This window comes from Pseudomonas sp. FG1, from assembly GCF_034313875.1.
In the GTDB taxonomy this organism is placed as follows: Bacteria; Pseudomonadota; Gammaproteobacteria; order Pseudomonadales; family Pseudomonadaceae; genus Aquipseudomonas; species Aquipseudomonas veronii.
The window spans coordinates 4225351-4245606 of the sequence record NZ_JAVIWP010000001.1; the positions used below are offsets into that span (position 1 = coordinate 4225351).

The 20256-nt window shown below is 61.7% G+C and carries 12 protein-coding genes; 4 read left to right on the top strand and 8 right to left on the bottom strand.

Annotated elements, in window-relative coordinates; genetic code table 11:
- Positions 1–8: 8 nt before the first annotated feature.
- Positions 9–848, top strand: a complete 840-nt coding sequence (locus RGV59_RS19420; RefSeq protein WP_126585587.1) for an AraC family transcriptional regulator — start codon at positions 9–11, stop codon at positions 846–848.
- 19 nt (positions 849–867) lie between these two features.
- Here RGV59_RS19420 and RGV59_RS19425 read toward each other — a convergent pair whose 3' ends face one another.
- The 5 genes from RGV59_RS19425 to RGV59_RS19445 all read right to left on the bottom strand — a co-directional run bounded on the left by RGV59_RS19425 (position 868) and on the right by RGV59_RS19445 (position 10637).
- Complete coding sequence (locus RGV59_RS19425; RefSeq protein ID WP_126585588.1) at positions 868–3444, bottom strand: EAL domain-containing protein; 2577 nt, start codon at positions 3442–3444, stop codon at positions 868–870.
- 109 nt (positions 3445–3553) lie between these two features.
- Entirely contained in the window at positions 3554–4648 is a 1095-nt protein-coding gene (locus tag RGV59_RS19430; RefSeq protein WP_046491010.1) for a sel1 repeat family protein, read from the bottom strand.
- 99 nt (positions 4649–4747) lie between these two features.
- Positions 4748–6031, bottom strand: a complete 1284-nt coding sequence (locus RGV59_RS19435) for a sel1 repeat family protein (protein ID WP_046491012.1) — start codon at positions 6029–6031, stop codon at positions 4748–4750.
- Complete coding sequence (locus RGV59_RS19440) at positions 6031–7932, bottom strand: phospholipase D-like domain-containing protein (protein WP_046491015.1); 1902 nt, start codon at positions 7930–7932, stop codon at positions 6031–6033. The genes RGV59_RS19435 and RGV59_RS19440 overlap by 1 nt, the downstream gene beginning before the upstream one ends.
- A complete protein-coding gene (locus tag RGV59_RS19445; protein WP_126585589.1) occupies positions 7929–10637 on the bottom strand; it encodes a type VI secretion system Vgr family protein in 2709 nt (902 codons plus the stop codon). Before RGV59_RS19445 ends, RGV59_RS19440 begins: the two co-directional genes overlap by 4 nt.
- Before the next feature lie 352 nt (positions 10638–10989).
- On the opposite strand from RGV59_RS19445, the gene RGV59_RS19450 reads away from it, so the two are divergent.
- Entirely contained in the window at positions 10990–12393 is a 1404-nt protein-coding gene (locus tag RGV59_RS19450) for an MFS transporter (protein ID WP_017846428.1), read from the top strand.
- A gap of 33 nt (positions 12394–12426) precedes the next feature.
- On the opposite strand, the gene RGV59_RS19455 is transcribed toward RGV59_RS19450, so the two are convergent.
- A complete protein-coding gene (locus RGV59_RS19455) occupies positions 12427–13347 on the bottom strand; it encodes a bifunctional helix-turn-helix transcriptional regulator/GNAT family N-acetyltransferase (protein ID WP_079443987.1) in 921 nt (306 codons plus the stop codon).
- 70 nt (positions 13348–13417) lie between these two features.
- Complete coding sequence (locus tag RGV59_RS19460) at positions 13418–14254, bottom strand: alpha/beta fold hydrolase (RefSeq protein WP_126585590.1); 837 nt, start codon at positions 14252–14254, stop codon at positions 13418–13420.
- A 177-nt stretch (positions 14255–14431) separates the two neighbouring features.
- On the opposite strand from RGV59_RS19460, the gene RGV59_RS19465 reads away from it, so the two are divergent.
- Together RGV59_RS19465 and RGV59_RS19470 are read left to right on the top strand one after the other, a co-directional pair.
- On the top strand, positions 14432–15340 hold the full coding sequence (locus tag RGV59_RS19465; RefSeq protein ID WP_126585591.1) for a LysR substrate-binding domain-containing protein: 909 nt from the start codon (positions 14432–14434) through the stop codon (positions 15338–15340).
- Positions 15341–15434: 94 nt separating this feature from the next.
- Positions 15435–15914 (top strand): AAA family ATPase, encoded by a 480-nt coding sequence (locus RGV59_RS19470; RefSeq protein ID WP_046383619.1) that lies wholly within the window; start codon positions 15435–15437, stop codon positions 15912–15914.
- An 81-nt stretch (positions 15915–15995) separates the two neighbouring features.
- On the opposite strand, the gene RGV59_RS19475 is transcribed toward RGV59_RS19470, so the two are convergent.
- Positions 15996–20051, bottom strand: a complete 4056-nt coding sequence (locus tag RGV59_RS19475) for a bifunctional nitrate reductase/sulfite reductase flavoprotein subunit alpha (protein ID WP_126585592.1) — start codon at positions 20049–20051, stop codon at positions 15996–15998.
- Positions 20052–20256 lie beyond the last annotated feature (205 nt).

The window sequence follows — 20256 nt, forward strand, 5'->3', positions numbered from 1 at the left end:
CGGCGTTTATGCTAGATTTGTCGAAAACGCCTGTCTCGCGAAATTCGGGCAGCAAACATCGCAAAAGAGGCGTAGCCATCAAAACACTGGATAAATTTCTGCGGGATATCGATGAGGGCGAGTGGGCCGTCATCAGCTCGGCCACCGACTATCCGGAGAGCTGGGTGATCCCCGACCATAGCCACGAGAAGCATCAACTGCTGTACGCCACCGAAGGCGTGATGGTGGTGCATTCGGCGCAGAATCAGTGGACGGTGCCACCCAATCGCGGCTTCTGGATGCCCAGTGGGCATGTGCATTCGCTGCGCTGCGTCGGGGCGTTGAAAATGCGCAGTGTGTTTGTGCGCCCCGCAAGTTTTCCGAACCTGCCGAGCGAAACCAAGGCCGTCAGCATTTCACCGCTGCTCAGCGAACTGATCAAGGCGTCGGTCAGCTTGAAGCCGCCGTATGCCGAGGATTCGCGCGACGCGCGGATCATGCACCTGATCCTCGACGAACTGGCGCTATTGCCGGCCTTGCCGTTGTCCTTGCCCCAGCCTGCAGACCCGCGCATCCGCCGGATTTGCCTGGCGTTGCAGGACGACCCGGGCGATGCCTCGACCGTGGCGGATTGGAGCGAGCGCCTGAGCCTGGACCAGACCACCATCCAGCGCCTGTTCCGCCGGGAAACCGGCCTGACCTTCGGCCAGTGGCGCCAGCAAGCGCGGTTGCTGCTGGCACTGGAGCGCATAGCCGTGGGCGAGAAGATCATCGATGTGGCATTTGAGCTGGGCTATGAAAGCCCGAGCGCCTTTACCAGTATGTTCAAGAAACAGTTCGGCAAGACGCCGAGTCATTTCTTCCGCTAGCGCAAGGCGCTGTCGAGCGCTAACACGGCGGGGTGCTTGCGCACACGTCCAGCAGGCCGTTGAAGGCGTCGACGTCCAGCGGTCGGCTGAGGAAGTAGCCTTGGCCTTCGTCACAGGCCACCGCCTTGAGCAGTGCCAGGTGTTCGGCAGTTTCGATTCCTTCCGCGGTGACTGTCAGCGACAGGGCGCGTCCCAGGCCGACAATCGCCTGCACAATGGCCTTGTCATCGGCGCTGTCCTCCAGCCGGTTCAAGAAACTGCGATCGATTTTCAACCCGTCGAACGGGAACGCGCGCAAGTAGCTCAGTGAGGAATAGCCGGTGCCGAAGTCGTCCATGGCGATGCGGATACCCAGGTGCTTGAGGGTGTGCATGACTTCAAGCGCGCCGACGGCATCTTCAAGCATCACGCTTTCGGTGATTTCCAGCTCCACGCGCGTTGGCTCGATGCCGGACTTATTCAGGGCGTACCGCACGCGCTCCACCAGGTTGCCGCGCTTGAATTCGGTGGGTGACAGGTTTACCGACACAAACAGCTCATCCGGCCACTGCGCGGCGCACGCGCAGGCGGTTTCCAGCACCCAGTCGCTCAGCGAGAGGATCAACCCCGACTCCTCGGCAATCGGGATGAACGTGTCCGGTGCGATCAGGCCACGCTCCGGGTGTTGCCAGCGCACCAGCGCTTCGGCGCCGACCATTTGCCCGTCGCTGATGCGATAGCGCGGTTGAAAGTGCAGACGCAGCTCTGCGTGCTTGATCGCAAACCGCAGGTCGCTTTCCAGGCGGCGCCGTTCGATGATCCGCGCGTTCATTTCGCCGGAGTAAAAACGCCAGGTATTGCGCCCGGCGGCCTTGGCTTCGTATAAGGCAATATCGGCGTAGCGCAACAACTCGGTGACGCCGTTGGCATCATTGGGCGCGAGGGCGATGCCGATACTCGCGCTGATGAACACGTCCTGCTCGTCGACCCTGATCACCCGCTCGACGGACTCGATCAAGCGCCGGCACAGGGCTTCGACTTCGTCCTGGGCGCCGGCATCGATCAGGATCAGTACAAATTCATCGCCGCCGACCCGAGCGACCAGGTCACCGTGGCGCACGCAATCAGAGAGGCGGCTCGATACCTCATTGAGCACCCGGTCGCCGGCGGCATGCCCGAGCAAGTCATTGACCGGTTTGAACCGATCCAGGTCCAGGCTGAGCATGACCAAAGGGTGGGTGAGGGTGGGCAAGGCTTTGAGTTTACCGTCCAGAAACGCTTGCAGGCGCGTGCGATTGGGCAGCCCGGTGAGGGCGTCGTGCTGGGACAGGAACTCGATGCGGCGACGCGCCTCGACTTCTTCGGTGACGTCGGTGGCCGTGCCGCGAAACCCGCCGCAGGGCATCTCGCGCGCCGACAGCCGGGTGGTGCGCTCCCGTCCCCGGGCGTCGACGTAGCGACACTGCAGGCTGATATCCGCGAGCCGCCCGGGCGTGGTCAGCCACTGAGAAAGGGCGCCGGCATCGGTGTCCAGCAGGTCGTACAGCGTGGCGCCGATCCAGGCCTGGCGGTCCAGGCCGGTGACGCTTTCGAAACGCTCCGACAGGTAGGTGAAACGCCACTCGCCGTCGATTTCCCAGACCCAGTCCGAACTGGCTTCCACCACATCGCGAAAGCGTGCTTCGCTGGTGGCCAGCGCGTTTTGACTGTCTTGCAGCGAGGTGTGGCTGTTGTCGAGGGCCTGGGCGTCCGCCGTGGTGCGGCGCACAATCAGCCAGGTCATCAGGCACACCAGCAACGCCGCCAGGCCCAGCAGCGGCAAACCGACAGCCACCAAACGCATACCGGGCCGCTCGGGGTGCCAGTGCAGGCTGCCGGCGGCACCGTTCTCACCGAGGGCAAACAGCAAGGTCTCGCCGATTTCATCGGGTGTGGCGATGTGCAGGTGATCGACGCCAAAATCGTTGCCGATTTCGGTCAGCTTGGCGCTGTCTAGGATGTTGATGAAAAGCAATACCGAGGCTTTTCGGTCATCGGCGATCACGCTGGGGTCAGTGCCGGGCGTTATTGCCGCTGCCGCCACCAGCGTGGGGTTGCCGCGCACGTTAATGAACGTCGTGACCGGTGTGTCCGTCGCGGCGCCTGCGCGCGCTTGTTCGAGTAGCGCCGCGACGGGCTGGTCGAGCCATTCGGTCAGCTCAATCGGTTGCAGCTTGCCCTCGACCAACGCGTATACCGTGCGGTCCAGGTCGTCGACGACAAATACGCCTTGGAAACCGAAATCATGAAACAGCGTCGGCCCGACGTTTTCGCGGGTATAGGCCCAATCCGTGTCCACGGAAACGTGCAGGTGTTTGTAGGCATCGCCCCAGAATGCGTAATCCTTGACGGTCAGGCGCTGGGATTTTTCCAGGGACTGCACCGCCTTGCGCGTGTAGAAGGCGCTTTCGCTGTCTTCGAATCGGTTCAGTTCCTGGGCGAGGTACACCAGCGAATAGCTGGCCGCCGCAAACACACAGGCGAGCAGCGCCACGCACTGGAACAACGACGTGCGCGCCATCGACAGGCTGGTGCGTTGGGAAAGGTTACGAATGATCGGGGCGAAGGTATTTGGCATTGATTCCCGCAGGGCGTCGCCGCTTGTCAGGGTGATGACAGGCTATCGGCAGCCTTACGCAGAAAATGAGCGTTTGAGGCGCGGCGCGCCCATTCTCCCGGTACCTGGCTCAAGTGTGGGCGGGTGCCCTTAGTTGATTCGAGGCATGGAACCTCATCCCAACAGCCGCGGGAGAGGCGGGCGTGGGTCTGCCGGTTGTCGGTTCAAGAAGTTTGGCTTTGGCCAATTGCTGGATCAGTGCTTCGCTGGGCTTTTCTGGCGGGACGTTGGCCAGGCGTGCTTCCAGCCATTGCAGTTTGCCGTCCCAGGCGGGGAGTTTGGCGGGAGGTAAGGGGAGGATGTCGTTGATTTCGGGGACTTTGGGGTTGGCGTAGGAGTAGTCCGCTAGCAGGCTCCAGATTTTTTCATAGCGTTTAGCGCGTTCGAGGTCTTCCTGTTGACCGAGGTAGTACAACCTATCGGAGGGAGGATGACCGCGAAAGGCTTCTTCCAACCTACCAGCAGCGCTCTCGTGACCAGCTACAACGCCCATCTGGAAGACCTCAAGCGCTTCCTGGTACCGACTCTCGTTTTTAAGATCGACACCCAAAGCAATAGCTGCATCGCCATTACCCTGTTCAGCCGCACAGCGGCGCATCTGCCGGGCAACATCAGGCGCGATGTCAATCGGCGCCAGTATATCCCCTACAGCGTACTGAGCTTGGGCACTGCCCTGATCGGCCGCCTTGCGAAAATAGCGCAATGACATAGCCGTATCCTGCTTCAGTCCGGCAGAACCGTTCTTCAGGAAAACGCCGATAAAGTAATATCCCGTTGCCACGTTCACGTCGATCAATTGCTGACTCAGGCGCAGGTGTTCGGCGCCACTGAGCGTGAAGTGGCCGCGCATGGTGCCGTTTTGCAGGTTGATGTTGGCTTTGTAATGGCCATTCTCGGACGCAATACGGTACAGCCGTTCGATCTCCAGATCGACCGCCTTATCCTGCTTGAGCAGGTTGTTTTTCTGGAGCCAGCGAGCGTATTGGAACAGCTCATCGGCCTCGGCGGACGGCGAAGGAATTTGCTCGTGTACACAGGTAAAGGCCAGCTTGGCTTTAATCTCGGTCAGTGGGTTCACGGCAGGGTCCTGAGTTGGGTGAGTAGGGGCGCTGCCGTTATCGCAGGCAGCCAGCAGCAGGCTTGTCAGCAATAGGAGTCTGCACATCAGTCAAGGTCCTTCACGATCTTTCCACACTAATAATGTCGACGCGACCGATAGAGCCGTACCGCCGCCGGTTGTCTTGTCGCCGACGCGAAAGATGCCTCACCCCAACAGCCGCCATTCGATGCTTTCCTCATTGACTGTGATGATGTCGGGCAGCAAAAGCCGTGGCTTGTGACTCTCAACCTGCAGGGTGGGCATGATCTCGTTCTTCTCGAAACGGCGGATCACGCCATCGTTGAACCGCGCGTAAACATCGCGACTCAGGCTGAATGCCCGCCAATAGCCAGTCTGGGGGCAGGCCTGGCCGCTGGAACAGGTCGGTTCGGGGTAGCTGGCCTTGATGAACGCGGGGGAGTCGGGCGTGGGTCTGCCGGTTGCAGGTTCAAGGAGTTTGGCTTTGGCCAACTGCTGGATCAGTGCTTCGCTGGGCTTTTCTGGCAGGACATTAGCCAGGCGTGCTTCTAGCCATTGCAGTTTGCCGTCCCAGGTGGGGAGTTTGGCGGGAGGTAAGGGGAGGATGTCGTTGATTTCGGGGACTTTGGGGGCAGCATAGGAGTAGTTTGCGAGAATTCGCCAGATTTTTTCATAGCGTTCGGCGCGCTCAAGGTCCTCCTGCTGGCCGAGGTAGTACAAACGATCATCCGACTTGGGGCCGAGAAAGCCTTTACTCAGAAAGGACGCGGAGGTGCTGTCACCTGCAATTAACCCAAGTTGAAATGCCTCAAGGGCCTCCTGATAGTGTCCATCTGTCGACAGGTCAACTCCTAGCGCCCTGGCGGCCTTACCATGGCCCTGTTCGGCCGAGCATCGGCGCATCTGCCGGGCGATGTTCGGAGCAATGTTGATTGGCGCCAGTATGTCCCCCACTTCGTACTGGGCTTGCGCGCTGCCCTGATCGGCGGCCTTACGAAAGTAACGCAATGACATGGCCGTATCCTGCTTCAGCCCAGCCGAGCCGTTTTTCAGAAAGAGGCCGATAAAGTAGTACCCCGTCGCCACCTTCGCGTCGATCAGTTGCTGGCTCAGGCGCAGGTGTTCGGCGCCACTGAGCACGAAGTGGCCGCGTATGGCGCCGTTTTGCAGGTTGATGTTGGCTTTGTGATGACCATTCTCAGTGGCGATGCGATACAGTCGCTCGATCTCAATATCGGCCGTCTTGTCCTGCTTCAGCAGGTTGTTTTTCTGTAGCCAACGAGCGTACTGGAACAGCTCATCGGTTTCGACGGACGGCGCAGGGATCTGTTCATGTACGCAGGTAAACTCCAGCTTGTTTTTGATCTCGGTCAGCGGGTTCACAGAAGTGTCCTTGGATGAGTGAGGAGGGACGCTGCCGTTATCGCAGGCGGCCAGCAGCAGGCTTGTCAACAACAAGGCCCGGTGCATTAGTCGAGGTCCGTCAGGGACTTTTCGCCGTAATAAAACTCGACGAGCGGAGTGATGGGTGCCAAATTTTTGGATTGACGATCCTTGTTCTTATCGATGATCTCCTGCCAAGCATCGAATGCTTTCGCGACATCATCCTGCGCCCCCCTCCCATTCGTATGCAGATCCCACAACCTGCGCCGCAACGCCCGCGTCACACTCATCCACTCATGCGCAATGTTCAGCTCGCTATCCACCTGCATGCTGCGCGTGTTGATATTCGCCGAGCCGTGGGTGGTGAACACGTCATTGACGATCATCAGCTTGGAATGGATGTACACCGGCATCCACTGCTGCCCCGCCGGCGAATCAGGCGCGACCAGCGAGCACACGTGGATTTTCAGGCCTGGGCGCGACTCTGGTTCAAGCGTGCTTTGCTCAATCGCCGCGATCTGGGCTTTGAGAGCTATCTGTCGAGACGCATTGTTTCTGGCGGCGTCCCGTTGGGCTTCACGGGCCTTATCGCTTATCTCGCCACCCCCCAGTGCGTCGGTCAGGCTGGTCAACGTGAGCAAGGCTTGTCGCTCAAGCAGTTCAGCCAAGGTCGGCGTCTGCGCGTTGGCTTGGGCTTTGGCCTGTTCAATGCGCTGCAACTTGGTGATTTCAGGAATGGTATCGCCGCGTCCGAGGCTTTCGAGCATGCGCTGGGTGTTCAAGCTCCCCGGCCCCACGCCGTCTGGGCTGGCATTGGTGATTACAAACAGGTGTAAATTTCCATGCAGGCCCGGATCACGCCCAGCGCCGGTTTGGACTTCGGCCGCCGCTTTGATCGCCTCGGCCAATGGCGGCCAGCGAAAGTACTGGTTCTCGATGTAGATGAATTGGGTCGCGTTGTTGACCGCCTTCAGGTAGATCTTTTCGATATCGCGCTTGCCGTCTTGTGCCTGGGTACGCACGATTTGGGCCAGTTGGCGGGTGACGCCGGGGGCGCATTGCAGTTGGGGTGCCACCGCCATCGCTTTGCGCGATGCGAGCAGGTCTTCGCCGGTTTCCTTGCGCCAGGCGGTGGCGAAGTTATGGTGCAGGTGCTCCAGAATCGGCCCGCTGATCTGGCTGGAAATATCCTGGCGTGGTGTGTTGCCACGCGGCCCGCGATTGGGTGCAGGCTTGCTGCCCTCGGTGCGGTTCAGTGCTGAGTGCTTGTCGGTGTCCCAGTACTCGTCGAGCATGTTGTGGCCCATGACAAAACCAACGGCGCGGTCTGTCTGTTCATAGTCGATCAGGACGGTCTTCTGATGGTGGGTCGCAGTGCTGGCCAGCACGCCCAACGTGCTGAGGCTGAGCTGTGGGTCGAGGCTTTTGTATTTGGCCTGATAGGCAATTTCAGCCCGTTCATACATGCTGAAACCGCGGCCGACAAACACCGGCACATTACGAGCCACTCGGATCGCGGGCGCTAAGTGATCGGCGAATGCACATCGGGAAAACCATTTCCGATCTTCGGTATATTGGTCAGCGGTGGAGCTCTGCATCGCCCGATCCTTGATACGAAGCGGTCCTTTACCGGGAAGGTTGGCCTCGCCCCCTGCGCCCGCAGCATTGAACGGCATCTCCCAACCGAGCACCCGAACCTCGATCCCTTTCCCGGCTTTGGTCATCAGCAGTTCGCCAATGCTTGGGGCACTGCCATCGCGGATAAAGTACATCGACGGTTGAAACCCCCAGCAGATGATGTCGATGGTTTTAGTGGCTTGGGCGATAGCCAGATGCACGGCCTCGAAGGCTTCTTCACCGTTGATCAGCGGCTTATAGGTGGCTTTCGCAGGAGGGTACTCGGTGTTCGGCACGTACCAGGGCGCGGAGCAGGTCACCTGCTGTGTGTGTTGCAGGGCGACGGGGGCGACGATATCGGGTTCAGTCATGAAGTTTTCCCTTCCTGGTCATTGATCACGGCGGCATACAGGGCACGGTGATCCGTGTGCGATGTGGGTTGGCTCACCTCGGTGTCGGCTCGCGAGAGGTGGTTGTGCATGCCGCCATTGGCCAGGTGTGCTTGTTCGGCATTGCGATAGTCAGTAGGCACCGGGATCTGGTAGCTCACCCCGTTGGCCAACACCATTCGGTACTGCTGCGTCACGACCGCGTGGTCGATCGACACTTGCCCGGACTTGTCCAATACGCCGTGATTGAGCACTGCACCATCGGCGTAGAGCGTGTAGGGCATGCCTGCCCAGCCTTGATCAGGGGCATTGGGGGTTTGCGGCACGTTGAACCGCAGTGCTTGTTTGAACAGGCTTTGTGGGTACTCCGGACCTGCGGCTTTCTGGCTGGCTGGACCGAGGGCTTCGAAGTACGCCGATTTGATCAGGTAGTCGCCCAGGGTCCCTGACTCGATGCTGCTCGCATCGAGGGTGATGTAGCTGCCGCCGGCATTCAGGGTGATTTTCTTTTTCGCAACGATGCGGATTTCATCTTCGGAGCTGGTGATCTCCAGACCATGCCGGGCCATCAGTTCCAGTGTGTCGTTCTGTGCCTGGACACTCACCGGCCCCTGGTTGGCGATCAATTTGATGCCCAACTCGCGTACAAACAGGCTCAATCCTTGGCCCACGCCTATAAACAGTCGTTTGACCACACTGATATCCGCCTCGGCTCCGGCGTTGATCATCAGGTTGTCCTGAGCGGCCAATTGCAGGTGCTGGCCGCTGGTGACGGCAACGCCTTGGGGGGCGCTGAGCAATACGACCGAGGCCTTGAGTTGATCGAGCTGGTCTCGCATCAATTTCAGTTGCGCTTGCACATCCGCTGGATCTGCGTTGGCGGCCTGGGCATCGGTCGATAATCCTTCCAACTGGTTACTCGCCTGTTGCAACCGACCCAGCGCGGCGCTCATTTCCAGCATGTGTCCCTGAGCCTTGGGTTGTGCGTCGGCACTGATCAAGATCCCACTGCCGGCACGAATGGCGGCATGCCCATCAGTCCGCAACTCCGCGCCCTGGCCTCGCGGTTGGCGCTTGGCATCAACCAAATGCCCCAGGTTGAGCTGGCTCTTACCACTGTGCTCAGTACTGAGCTTCACGTGTTCTTGCCCCCGCGTGTCGTCCATGCGCAATTTGTTATTGGCGGGGGTGCGCAAGACGTTGCGTTTGTAGTTGCGCAAGGTCACATGGTCAGGATGCTGGCTGTCGTGCAGGGCATGGGCGATGTAGGGCCGGTCGGGGTCGCCTTGTTCAAAGGCGATCGCCACTTCGGTGCCGGGGATCAACGGCAGGTGCAAGCCGTGGGTGTCGCCGGCGTAGGGCCTGGCCAGGCGCAGCCAGAGGCTTTCTTCGCCGGGTTTCCAGGTGTCGCGGTCGAACAGGAAATTGACCTTGTAGCGGCCTTCGATGTCGATGTGGCCGTAGGGGTCGTGGTCCTGCGGGCTGGTGACGCGGGCCGGGACGGTGCCGGCGATCCGAGGTTTTGGCGGCAGTGCTGGACGAAAGCACACGGTTTCCGAGTAGGGAATGGCTTCAAAGTTGATTTCAAAACTGCGATCACGGGCGGCGTGGGTGGTCAGTTGCGTGATCACCGCGCCGGGAGCAAAGGCCTGCGGCGCGCCGCCGGAGATGTTCAGGACCTGGCCGGGCGCCAGGGCGGCGCTACTGCTGACGCCGCTGAGTCGGGTCTGGCCGTTGAGGTAACGCTCGTGACGCAGGCGAGCATAGAAGTAGCCACTTTCGCTTTGCAGGTCTTCGTCATGGGCGTATCGGTCGCCCATCCCCGTGTACGCTTCGGCGTAGTGATAAGCCTCGCCGTAGGTACCGCTGGCGCCACGCGTTTGGTCGATCTCGCCATTCAGGTGAGCGTTGGCCACGCGGTGATGGTAGGTGCGGATGTTGACGCGTTTTTCCACCACGTGGTGGCTCGATTGCAGGCCCCACGTGCTGTCTTTTCCGCCGCTGCTGAGCCCGGATTGCGGACGGTAGGCCAGCTCGACATCGAACGTGTAATGACGCTGGTCGTCGTGAAATTCCACCACATCGATGTTCAACCGCTCATCGTGGGTGAAGCGATACCAGATGCCCACATCGGCCAATAAGCGCGAGATAAAGGCCAGGTCGCTTTCGCCATATTGCATGACCTGCTCGCGCCTGGGGTATTCGCGCACCAGCTTGAAGAGGAAGTCCTGGCCTTCAAAGTCGTGGCGGCTGCGCAGGATGCTTTCGACGATCTGCGGGACAGATTGGTGTTGATAAATGCGGAACTGGCGGCCACGCCCAAGCAGGGCCAGGCGCGGTTGCAGAGTGATTTCGTAGCGGGCTTCATCAACGGAGCCGGACAGGCGTTTGAAGCCGGTGACCACGCCGTGCAAGACACGCAGCGGTTCGCTCGAGGGCACGCTCAGGCCGCGAAAGGGCGGAGGCTGCCGCGCCCCGTACAGACTGAAGCAGGCGTTTTGGCCGAGCATCTTTTCAGCGGCAATGTCGCCGTCGGTGCTGGTGAATTCCACAGCATAGTTGAATGGTTGGCTCAGGCCTTCTGTGCCCTCGAAGGCCAGGACGTCGAGCGGCTCGTCAACATCGCGAACAGTGAGCGTGTGCCGACGATGGTCGAAGAAAACGCTCGGTAATACGCTGGAAGCCATTCCTTTTACTCCTAGGCGCGAAAGCCCGAAGAGTAAAGATTTGGTCTCGGTGATTAATGTCGGAAGATTCGCCTTTACGAGACAGCCACTTCCTGAACGTGTTTTTGCGCCCCCTCTCACACAGGGAATGCGGCGTGCTCGACGATGTCCCCGGTGAGGCGCCGAACTTGGCGATTTGGCGTGTCATCCTACAACTAGGGTTTTCATGGCCAGCGCTGTATCCGCATAACCCCCAGATAAACGGCAATCTTTCAGATTGACAGCGCAGAGGGCGCCCGCTATAAAAGTCGCAGTTGTACGACGACATATGACGTTGCATATGTCTTATCTAACAAAAATAAAAAGTGATGCCATGAACTTGAATGAGCCCATCAACGCCCATCGCGTGGGCCAAGCGGTAGGCAACTATCGCTGGACCATCTGCGCGATGCTGTTCTTCGCCACCACCGTCAACTACCTCGACCGCCAGGTGCTCAGCCTGTTGGCGCCACAGTTGTCCACGCAATTTGGCTGGAGCAACACCGATTACGCGAACATCGCGGCGGTGTTCCAGTTTGTCTATGCGATTTCCATGCTGTTCGCCGGGCGGTTCGTCGACAAGATCGGCACCAAGGCGGCCTATGTCGTGGCAATCGGCATCTGGTCCACCGGCGCCATCATGCATGCGTTCGCGGTGCCGATGGGTGAGGGGATCGCGGCCGTGAGCGGCGCGATTGGCCTGGCGGTGATTCCGGTGTCGATCGCGGGCTTTATGCTGTCCCGTGCGGTACTGGCGATCGGCGAGGCGGGCAACTTCCCGATTGCGATCAAGGCCACCGCCGAGTATTTCCCCAAGAAAGAACGCTCGCTGGCCACCGGCATTTTCAACTCGGGCGCCAACGTCGGCGCGATCCTGGCGCCGATCTGTGTGCCGCTGATCGCCGGGGTGTGGGGCTGGGAAGCGGCGTTCATGATCATCGGCATGCTCGGCTTCATCTGGGTCGCGGTGTGGGCCGCGCTGTATGAAAAGCCCGATCAGCAAAAACGCCTGTCGGCCGAGGAACTGGCCTACATCCGCAGCGATCAGACGGTCCAGCCGTTCACCGCGCAGGCTGCAGGCGCGGCGTCGCAAAAAGTCTCATGGTTCAAGCTGCTGACCTATCGCCAGACCTGGGCCTTTGCCTTCGGCAAGTTCATGACTGACGGCGTGTGGTGGTTTTTCCTGTTCTGGCTGCCGACTTATCTGTCGGCGCAGTACGGCATGAAAGGCGCCGATATCGTCATGCCGCTGGCGGTGCTGTACAGCATGACCATGGTCGGCAGCATCGGCGGCGGCTGGTTCCCCAGCTACTTCATGGCGCGTGGTGATGCGCCCTACGACGGCCGCATGAAAGCCATGTTGGTCATCGCGCTGTTTCCGCTGGTGGTGCTGCTGGCGCAACCGTTGGGCTACATCAGCTTCTGGGTGCCGGTGTTGCTGATCGGCGTGGGAGCGTCGGCGCACCAGGCGTGGTCGTGCAATATCTTCACTACCGTGTCCGACATGTTCCCGCAGAAAACTGTGGCCTCGGTGGTCGGTATCGGCGGCATGGCCGGTGGCCTGGGCGGGGTGGTGATGACCAAGGTCGGCGGCTGGGTGTTCGATTATTACAAGTCCATCGGCGATATCCACACCGGCTACATGATCATGTTCGCGATCTGTGCGCTGGCGTACCTGGTGGCCTGGAGCGTGATGAAGACGCTCGTGCCGCGCCACAAGGAAATCACCGACCTGTAAACCGGGCGGGGCTTGAGTCGTGCCAGCCCCGCATCACAACGCACGCGCCCAGGTCTGGCTGACCAATGGCTTGCCGAAACTGAGAGTGGGCTCTTCTTCAACCAGCTCAAAACCGGCTTTCTGGTAGAGCCTGCGTGCGTCGGTGAGGGCGCTCATGGTCCACAGCATCATGCGCGTGTACCCGGCATGTCGGGCAAAGCGCAGGCATTCGTCCACCAGCCGCTGGCCGATGCCCAGGCCCCGCGCACTCGCGTCGACGTAGAGCATGCGCAACTTAGCGGTGCTGTCGTCATGGCGCACGACGAACACTGAGCCCACCACCGCGCCGTCTTTCTCCGCGATCCAGCAGCGCTCACGGGTCGGGTCGAACTCGCGCAGGTACTTGGCGACAATCTCCGCCACCAACGCTTCGAACTCCCAATTCCATTGGTATTCTCGCGCATACAGTGCCGATTGCTGCTGCACCACCAGGCCCATATCGCCGGGTTGTGGGTCACGCAATACGTAGCTCGGCGCGCTGCCTTGCAGCAACGTCTGAATGCGCTGCATGGCTGCGGTCAATTGCTGTTGTTGCGGCTCGGGCAAGGCACTCAATAAGGCCATGACTTCTTGCTGGGTTTTCTCTTCCAGCGGAGCCAGGACTGACCGGCCGAGGTCGCTGAGGTGCAGTTGCACCGCGCGCGCATCGGTGATCGAACGGACTTTCTGGATCAAGCCCTTCTTCTCTAGCCCGCTGATCAACCGGCTCAAATAACCCGCGTCGAGACTGAGCATCTGACACAAGTCGGCGCTGGTCAGGTCGCCACGCGAGGACAGTTCGTACATCACCCGGATTTCGGTGAGGGAGAAGTCGCTTTGCAGCAGGTGTTCCTGCAGCACGCCGATCTGGTGCGTATAGAAACGGTTGAAGCCGCGCACGATACCGGCGCGCTGCACAAGCAGGGGAGTGGACATGATGCGCGCTCTAATAGTTGCCTTGGGCAATTATATTGTTGCCTTAGGCAATTATGTCAATATGTTTAATTCAGCCGAACAGCACCTTCATCAGCGCGGCGACGATGGCTTCCGGTGCGTCTTCCTGCACCAGATGCCCCGCGTGCGGGACGCGAATGCAGGTCGGCTCCGCCAGCCGGCTCGCGAGTGCATCGCCTTGCGCCACGGCGAGCCACTGATCTTCCTCGCCCCACAGCAGCGTCACCGGGCAGCGTATCTCGGCGAGTCGCTGTTCGATCGCGTCGGTGTAGCGTTGATCCATCTGTGCGATCTGTCGATAAAAGGCCATCTGGCCTGTTTCGCCGGTCCACGGTGCGACATAGGTTTGCAGTACCTCGGCCGGCAGTGGCTTGAAGGCGGCACCTTGGAGGTAGGCGCGCACAATTGCCTCGTGGATATATGCCGGTGCTTCGCTGAACGCCGATTCGTGCAGGCGCACGTGCTGGATCAACGGGGAGCCCCAGGGCGCCATCGCGACGGGATCGACCAAGGTCAGGCTGGCGTAGTTGCAGCCATCCAGCAGATGGGCGCGCAGCGCCGTGGCACCGCCGAAGTCGTGGGCGAGCATGTGCGGGCGGTCCAGTTGCCAATGCTCGAGCAGCGCCGTGAGCAGGGTGTTTTGCATGCCGAGGGAGACGTCCTGGCCGGAGGCTTTTTCCGACTGGCCGTAGCCGAGCAGGTCGTAATAGAACACGCGACACCGTTGCGCGAACAACGGCGCAATACGCCGCCAGACCTGGGACGAGAAGGGCGTGCCGTGAACCATCACCAGCGCCGGTCCCGCCGTGCCGATGTGCCCCCAGCGCACGGCCTGGCCGTGAAAATAAAAGGTGTCGGGTAATGCAATGGCGTCACGCGCGATGGTCATCGATGAATCTCCTGTGAGGATGATGCGAACGGTTATGAACACGCCGCCCGACACCGGCGAATGTTGAGGAGTGTGCAGCGGTCATCAGGCTTATCCATGAGGCCGTGCCTGCATGGTGCATAACCCCGATGCTGTGCTACAAACGAGTTCTCGGCCCTGAACGCATAACTTCAGATTATGAATATGTTCGGCAAGACCTTACCGCCGCTCGCCAGCTTGTTGCCCTTCGAGGCGGCGGCGCGCCTGGAGAGTTTCTCCAGGGCCGCCGATGAGCTGCACATCACCCAGGCCGCCGTCAGTCGGCAGATCCGCGGGCTTGAGGACAACGTCGGGGTGAAACTGTTCTGCCGGCGCAATCGCGCGGTGTTTCTCACGCAAGAGGGGCGTGAACTGGCGCAGGTGGTCAGCCAGGCACTGCTCAGCATCAGCGAGAAGGCCGCCGCTCTGCGTGCGACGCCCCAGCGCAACCGTGTGGTCCTGCTCTGTCAGTTGTGCGAAGCGTTTTACTGGCTGATGCCGCGGCTGTCGAGCTTCCACCAGCAATACCCGGCCATCGAAATCCAAGTGGTGACGTCCACCCGGCCACTCGCCGAATTCAATGACCACTTCGATGTGGCCCTGCAAAGCACGCGGCGCGCCAGCGGGCCGCATGCGTTGATGTTCTCTGCCGCCGACGAGGTGTTCCCGGTGTGCAGCCCGGCCTACCTGAGTGCGGAACGACCGCTGCACCTCAGCGAGCTGCAGCCCTGTACGTTTTTGCACCACAGCTCCGAGCCGCCCCATTTGATGGAGTGGGACAGCTGGTTGCAGGTGTTCGGTCAGACGTTGGCCAGCGACGCGCGCAGCGCCACGTTCGACAGCTACCCGCTAATGCTCCAGGCCGCTGTCGAAGGGCATGGGATCGCCATGGGCTGGCGGCGCACCGCGAGCCGGCTGATTGAAAGCGGGGCGCTGGTAAGGCCGTGTGTCGAGAGCGTGCATTTACCGCAGGCGCTCTCGGTCTACCGACAGCGGGGCGGCGGCAACCGCCCCGAGGTGATGGCGCTGTTGGCCTGGCTTGAGGCGCAGTTGCAGAATGAGGGCTGACGGGAGCGAAACCGCTTGCGCCAACCATGTGGCAATGTAAGCGTTCTACGCGTATTTCAAACATCCTTCGACAGCGAAAACGGAGCCTTTCCTTATGCCCACCCTGCACCTGCTGTGCGGCAAGATCGCCTCGGGCAAGTCGACGCTTGCCAAGGCGCTCGTCAGTGAACACGCCGCCATCTTGCTCAGCGAAGACCTGTGGCTGGCACAACTCTATCCCGGTGAAATACTCGCGGTGGCCGATTACGTGCGCTGCGCCCAACGCATTCGCGGGGTCCTGGGGCCGCTGGTGATCGATCTGCTGCAGTCGGGCGTCAACGTGGTGCTGGACTTCCCGGCGAACACCCTGGCCAGTCGCGAGTGGTTGCGTGGCCTGGCCCAGGCCGCACAGGTGGAACATCGCCTGCACTATCTGGAGCTGGATGACGACACCTGCCGCAGCCGCCTGCATGCTCGCAATGCCCAGGGTGAGCATGACTTTGCCGCGACCGATGCCGAGTTCGAACTGATCACCCGCCACTTCTGTGTGCCGAGTGAGGACGAGGGCTTGGTCATTGAGGTCCATCGCCCATGAGCATGGAATGGCCAGCGGGATTTCAGCGCTGATGTCATCGGTCACGCCGACACTGACGCGGCGTGACCGTTCTGTCACGGCTCAGTAGACATCGCGCAAGTAACGCTTCTGCTCACTCATCCGCCGCCAGTAATCGACGGCGCTCTCGACGCCCAGCCCGCCGTGGCGATGGGCAACCTGGCGCAGGGCCTGGTCGACATCCTTGGCCATGTGGCTGGCATCCCCACAGATATACAACTGCGCACCTTCCTGCAGCCAGCGCCACAGCTCGGCGCCGTGTTCGCGGATGCGATCCTGCACGTAGATCTTCTGCGCCTGGTCGCGGGAAAACGCCAGGCTCAGGTGGCTGAGCAAACCGTCGCGCTGCATGCCCTGCAGTTCATCCTGGTAGTAAAAATCGCTCGCCGCATGTTGCTCACCGAAAAACAGCCAGTTGCGGCCCTGATGCCCCAGGGCCCGACGTTCCTGCAAAAACGCGCGGAAGGGCGCCACACCGGTGCCGGGACCGATCATGATGATCGGCACATCGCCGTCGGCGGGAAGCCGGAAGTGCTTGGAGGGCTGCACGAACACCGGCACTTCGCCGTTGCCGGCACGGTCGGCGAGGAAGGTGGACGACACCCCCTTGCGCTTGCCGTAGCGCACGGCCGCCACGGTGAGGTGGACTTCACGCGGGTACGCCTTGGCGCTGGACGCGATCGAATACAAGCGCGGTTGCAGGCGCTTGAGCGTGCCGAGCAGTTCGTCCGCCGAGCAGTCGATGGGGTATTCGTGCAGCACGTCCGCCAGTTGCCGGCCCCACAGCCAGTCTTTCAGTTCGGCTTTGCGCTCAGGTTCGAGCAGGTGTTTCAGGCCTGGCTTGGCGCTGCGTGCGGCAATGAAGGCCAGGGTCTCGCTGTTGGGCCGGGCAATTTCAAAGTGCTCGGTCAGGGCCTGGTGCAGCGGCACGTCGCCGAGTCTGTCGATGTTTACGCAGGTACTGGAACCCAGGCGCGTCAGCTCGAGCAGCTCGCTGACCAGTTCCGGGCAGTTGCGTGGCATCACTCCCAGGGCGTCGCCGGCTTCGTAGGTCAGCGCGGAGTCCGCCAGGTCCAGGGAGAACTGGCGGGTTTCCTTGTGCGGGCTTTGCTGGTTCAGGTGCAGGTTGAGCAGCAACCGTGACGCATGAGGCTTGGGTTTGCCGCTCGGCGTGGCGAGCGCGACGGGCGTTGCCGGGTTGAGGGTGTGTAGGAACTGTGTGAACCAGGCATCGGCGCGCTCTTCGAATTCGGTATCGCAGTCGACGCGCTCCAGCAAGCGCGTGGCGCCCAATTCGAGCAGGCGCCGGTCGAGTTGTTTGCCGTGCTGGCAGAACTGGTCGTAGTTGGGATCGCCCAACGCCAGTACCGCGAAGCGCAGCGACTCCAGGCGGGTTTCGGCGAGGGTCAGGCTGTGCCAGAAACCTTCGCCGTTGTCCGGCGGGTCGCCGTCGCCGAAGGTGCTGCTGATCAGCGCGAGGTTCTGCGTGTGCGCCAGTTTGCTCGCGGGGAAGTCCGCCATTGCGCTCAGTTCCACCGCGATGCCGCCGGCGCGCAGGCGTTGGGCAAAGCGCTCGGCCAAGGCTTCGGCGTTACCGGTTTGCGAGGCCCACAGCAAGGTGACGGCCTGGGTGTCGGCAGCGGGCGCCGGTGCCACGGCGCTGGCCTCGGTGCGGCTGAACAAACCGCCCAACAGGCCGTCCAGCCACAGCCGCGCGTCCCTGGCCACGGGCGCATTCGCCGGCAGCGTCGGAACACCGCTGGCCTGGCGCGCAGCACTGGATTGCAGGCCACTGAGAAAACCGGCGAGGTAGGTGCGCTCATTGTCGCTCAATGACGGCGACGGCAGGTTGCGGATGCCGACCAGGTCGGCGAAGGCGTCGAGGCGCGACATGGCGAGTTCCTCTGTTAAGGGGGAAACGGGGTGGGCGGCCGGTGCCGATACGTCGAGGAACTGGTGCTCGATCAGCTCGACCCGTTGCAGGGCGACCGCACAGAACTTGAACTCGGGCTGCAGCGAAATCGGGTCGACCGCGTCATGGGTCACGGCGTTGATCGCCAGGTTGTCGCCGAACACATCGTTCCAGTGAAACGGCGCAAAACAGTTGCCCGCCCGCACACGGTCGCTGATCACCGCGGGCAGCACGGCGCGGCCGCGTCGTGAGCGCACCTCGACCGGGTCTTTGTGCTTGATGCCCAGGCTGGCAGCGTCGTCGGGGTGGATTTCCACGAAAGGGCCGGGGTTGAGTTTGTTCAGCGTGGCGACCTTGCCGGTCTTGGTCAGGGTGTGCCACTGGTGTTGCAGGCGGCCGGTGTTGAGCACGAACGGGAACGCTTCATCGGGCATTTCCGCCGGGGACAGGTGTGGGCGCGGGAAAAACCGGGCTTTGCCGTGTTCGGTGGCGAAAACGATCGTCGGCTGGCGGCCGTCGGCGTCGGTCTTGAGGGGCTGGTTGATGCCGTTGTTCAAGTAGCGGATCGGGTTGCGCTCTGCGGCCTCAATCGACGCGCACGGCCATTGCAGCGGTCGTTCGCGCAGGCGCGCATGGCTGGCGCCGCGGATGTCGTAGCCGGTGGCGGGGTTCCAGGCGCGCTTGATCTCGTCGAACACCTCGGCGGCGGACGCATACGTGAAGGCGTCGGCGAAGCCCATTTCGCACGCGACCCTGGCGATGATCTGCCAGTCGGCCAGCGACTCGCCGGGTGGCTCCACGGCTTTTTGCATCAGGGTCAGGTTACGCTCGGAGTTGATCATCACGCCTTCGGCTTCGGCCCACAGCGCGCCGGGCAAGAGGATGTCGGCGTAGCGATTGGTCTCGGTATCGAGGAACGCATCCTGGGTGATCACCAGTTCGGCGCTTTGCAGCGCCTTGATCACGGTCTGGCGATTGGGCGCGCTGGCCACCGGATTGGTGCAGATGATCCAGCAGGCTTTGATCTGCCCGGCCGCCATTTGTTCGAACATGCCCACGGTGCCACTGCCGGCCTGGCGCGGCAGGCTGTCGGCGGGCAGGTCCCACAGTGCTTCGATAAATGCGCGGTCGGCGTCGACCAGCACCGAGCGCTGCCCAGGCAGGCCGGGGCCCATGTAGCCCATTTCACGACCGCCCATGGCGTTGGGTTGCCCGGTCAGGGAGAACGGCCCGCTGCCGGGGCGGCAGATCGCGCCGGTGGCCAGGTGCAGGTTGCACAGCGCGTTGGTGTTCCAGGTGCCGTGGGTGCTTTGGTTGAGGCCCATGGTCCAGCAGCTCATCCACTCGGCGGCCTGGCCGATCCAGTCGGCGGCTTGGCGGATGTCGGCTTCGGCCAGTCCGGTCAGTTCGGCGACCCGCTGCGGCGGGTAGTCTTCCAGAAAGCTGGGCATGGCCTCCCAGCCTTCGGTGAACGCGGCGATAAAGGCCGGGTCGGTGTGCCCGTTTTTCACCAGCAGGTGCAGCAAACCGTTGAGCAGCGCGAGGTCGGTGCCCGGCTTGATCGGCAAGAACAGGTTGGCCTTGTCGGCCGTGGCGCTGCGCCGCGGGTCGACCACGATCAGTCTGGCGCCGGCCTTGACCCGGTCCATCATGCGCAGGAACAGGATCGGGTGACAGTCGGCCATGTTGGCGCCGATCACGAAGAACAGGTCGGCGCGGTCGAAGTCTTCATACGAGCCGGGCGGCCCGTCGGCACCGAGGGAGAGTTTGTAGCCGCTGCCGGCGCTGGCCATGCACAGGCGTGAGTTGGATTCGATATGCGCGGTCCGCACAAAGCCCTTGGCCAATTTGTTGATCAGGTACTGGGCTTCCAGCGACATCTGCCCGGACACGTAGAACGCCAGGGCGTCCGGGCCATCGCGGTCGAGGATGGCGCGCAAGCGGCCGGCGGTCTCGCTGATGGCCTTGTCCATGCCGATCCGCACCGGGTCATGCTCCCGCGCCTGGCGCAGGTAGGCGTTTTCCATGCGGCCGGACTCGGCGATGGCTTGCCCGCAGGTGGTGCCTTTGGTGCAGAGCCGGCCGGCGTTGGTGGGGTGGGCCTTGTCGCCGATCACCTTGACCACGCGGTTGTGCTCGACCTGCATGACGATGCCGCAGCCCACGCCACAATAAGGACACACGCTGCGTACACTTTGGTTTGCCATCGGTAACCCTCGGATCATTTCTGCCACCCATAAAAAAACGCCCTGCAACCCTCCGTTGGAAACGGGGATTACACGGCGCCTTTGTCGTGAGTGGCAGTCTGCGTTGACTGCTTGGTATGCGTATTCCTAGCAAGTCACGCGCCAGGTTTTTCACACGCCGCTGTGACGGGCCTGGTTGCCCCCAGCGCGGGCCCGTCACGCGCAG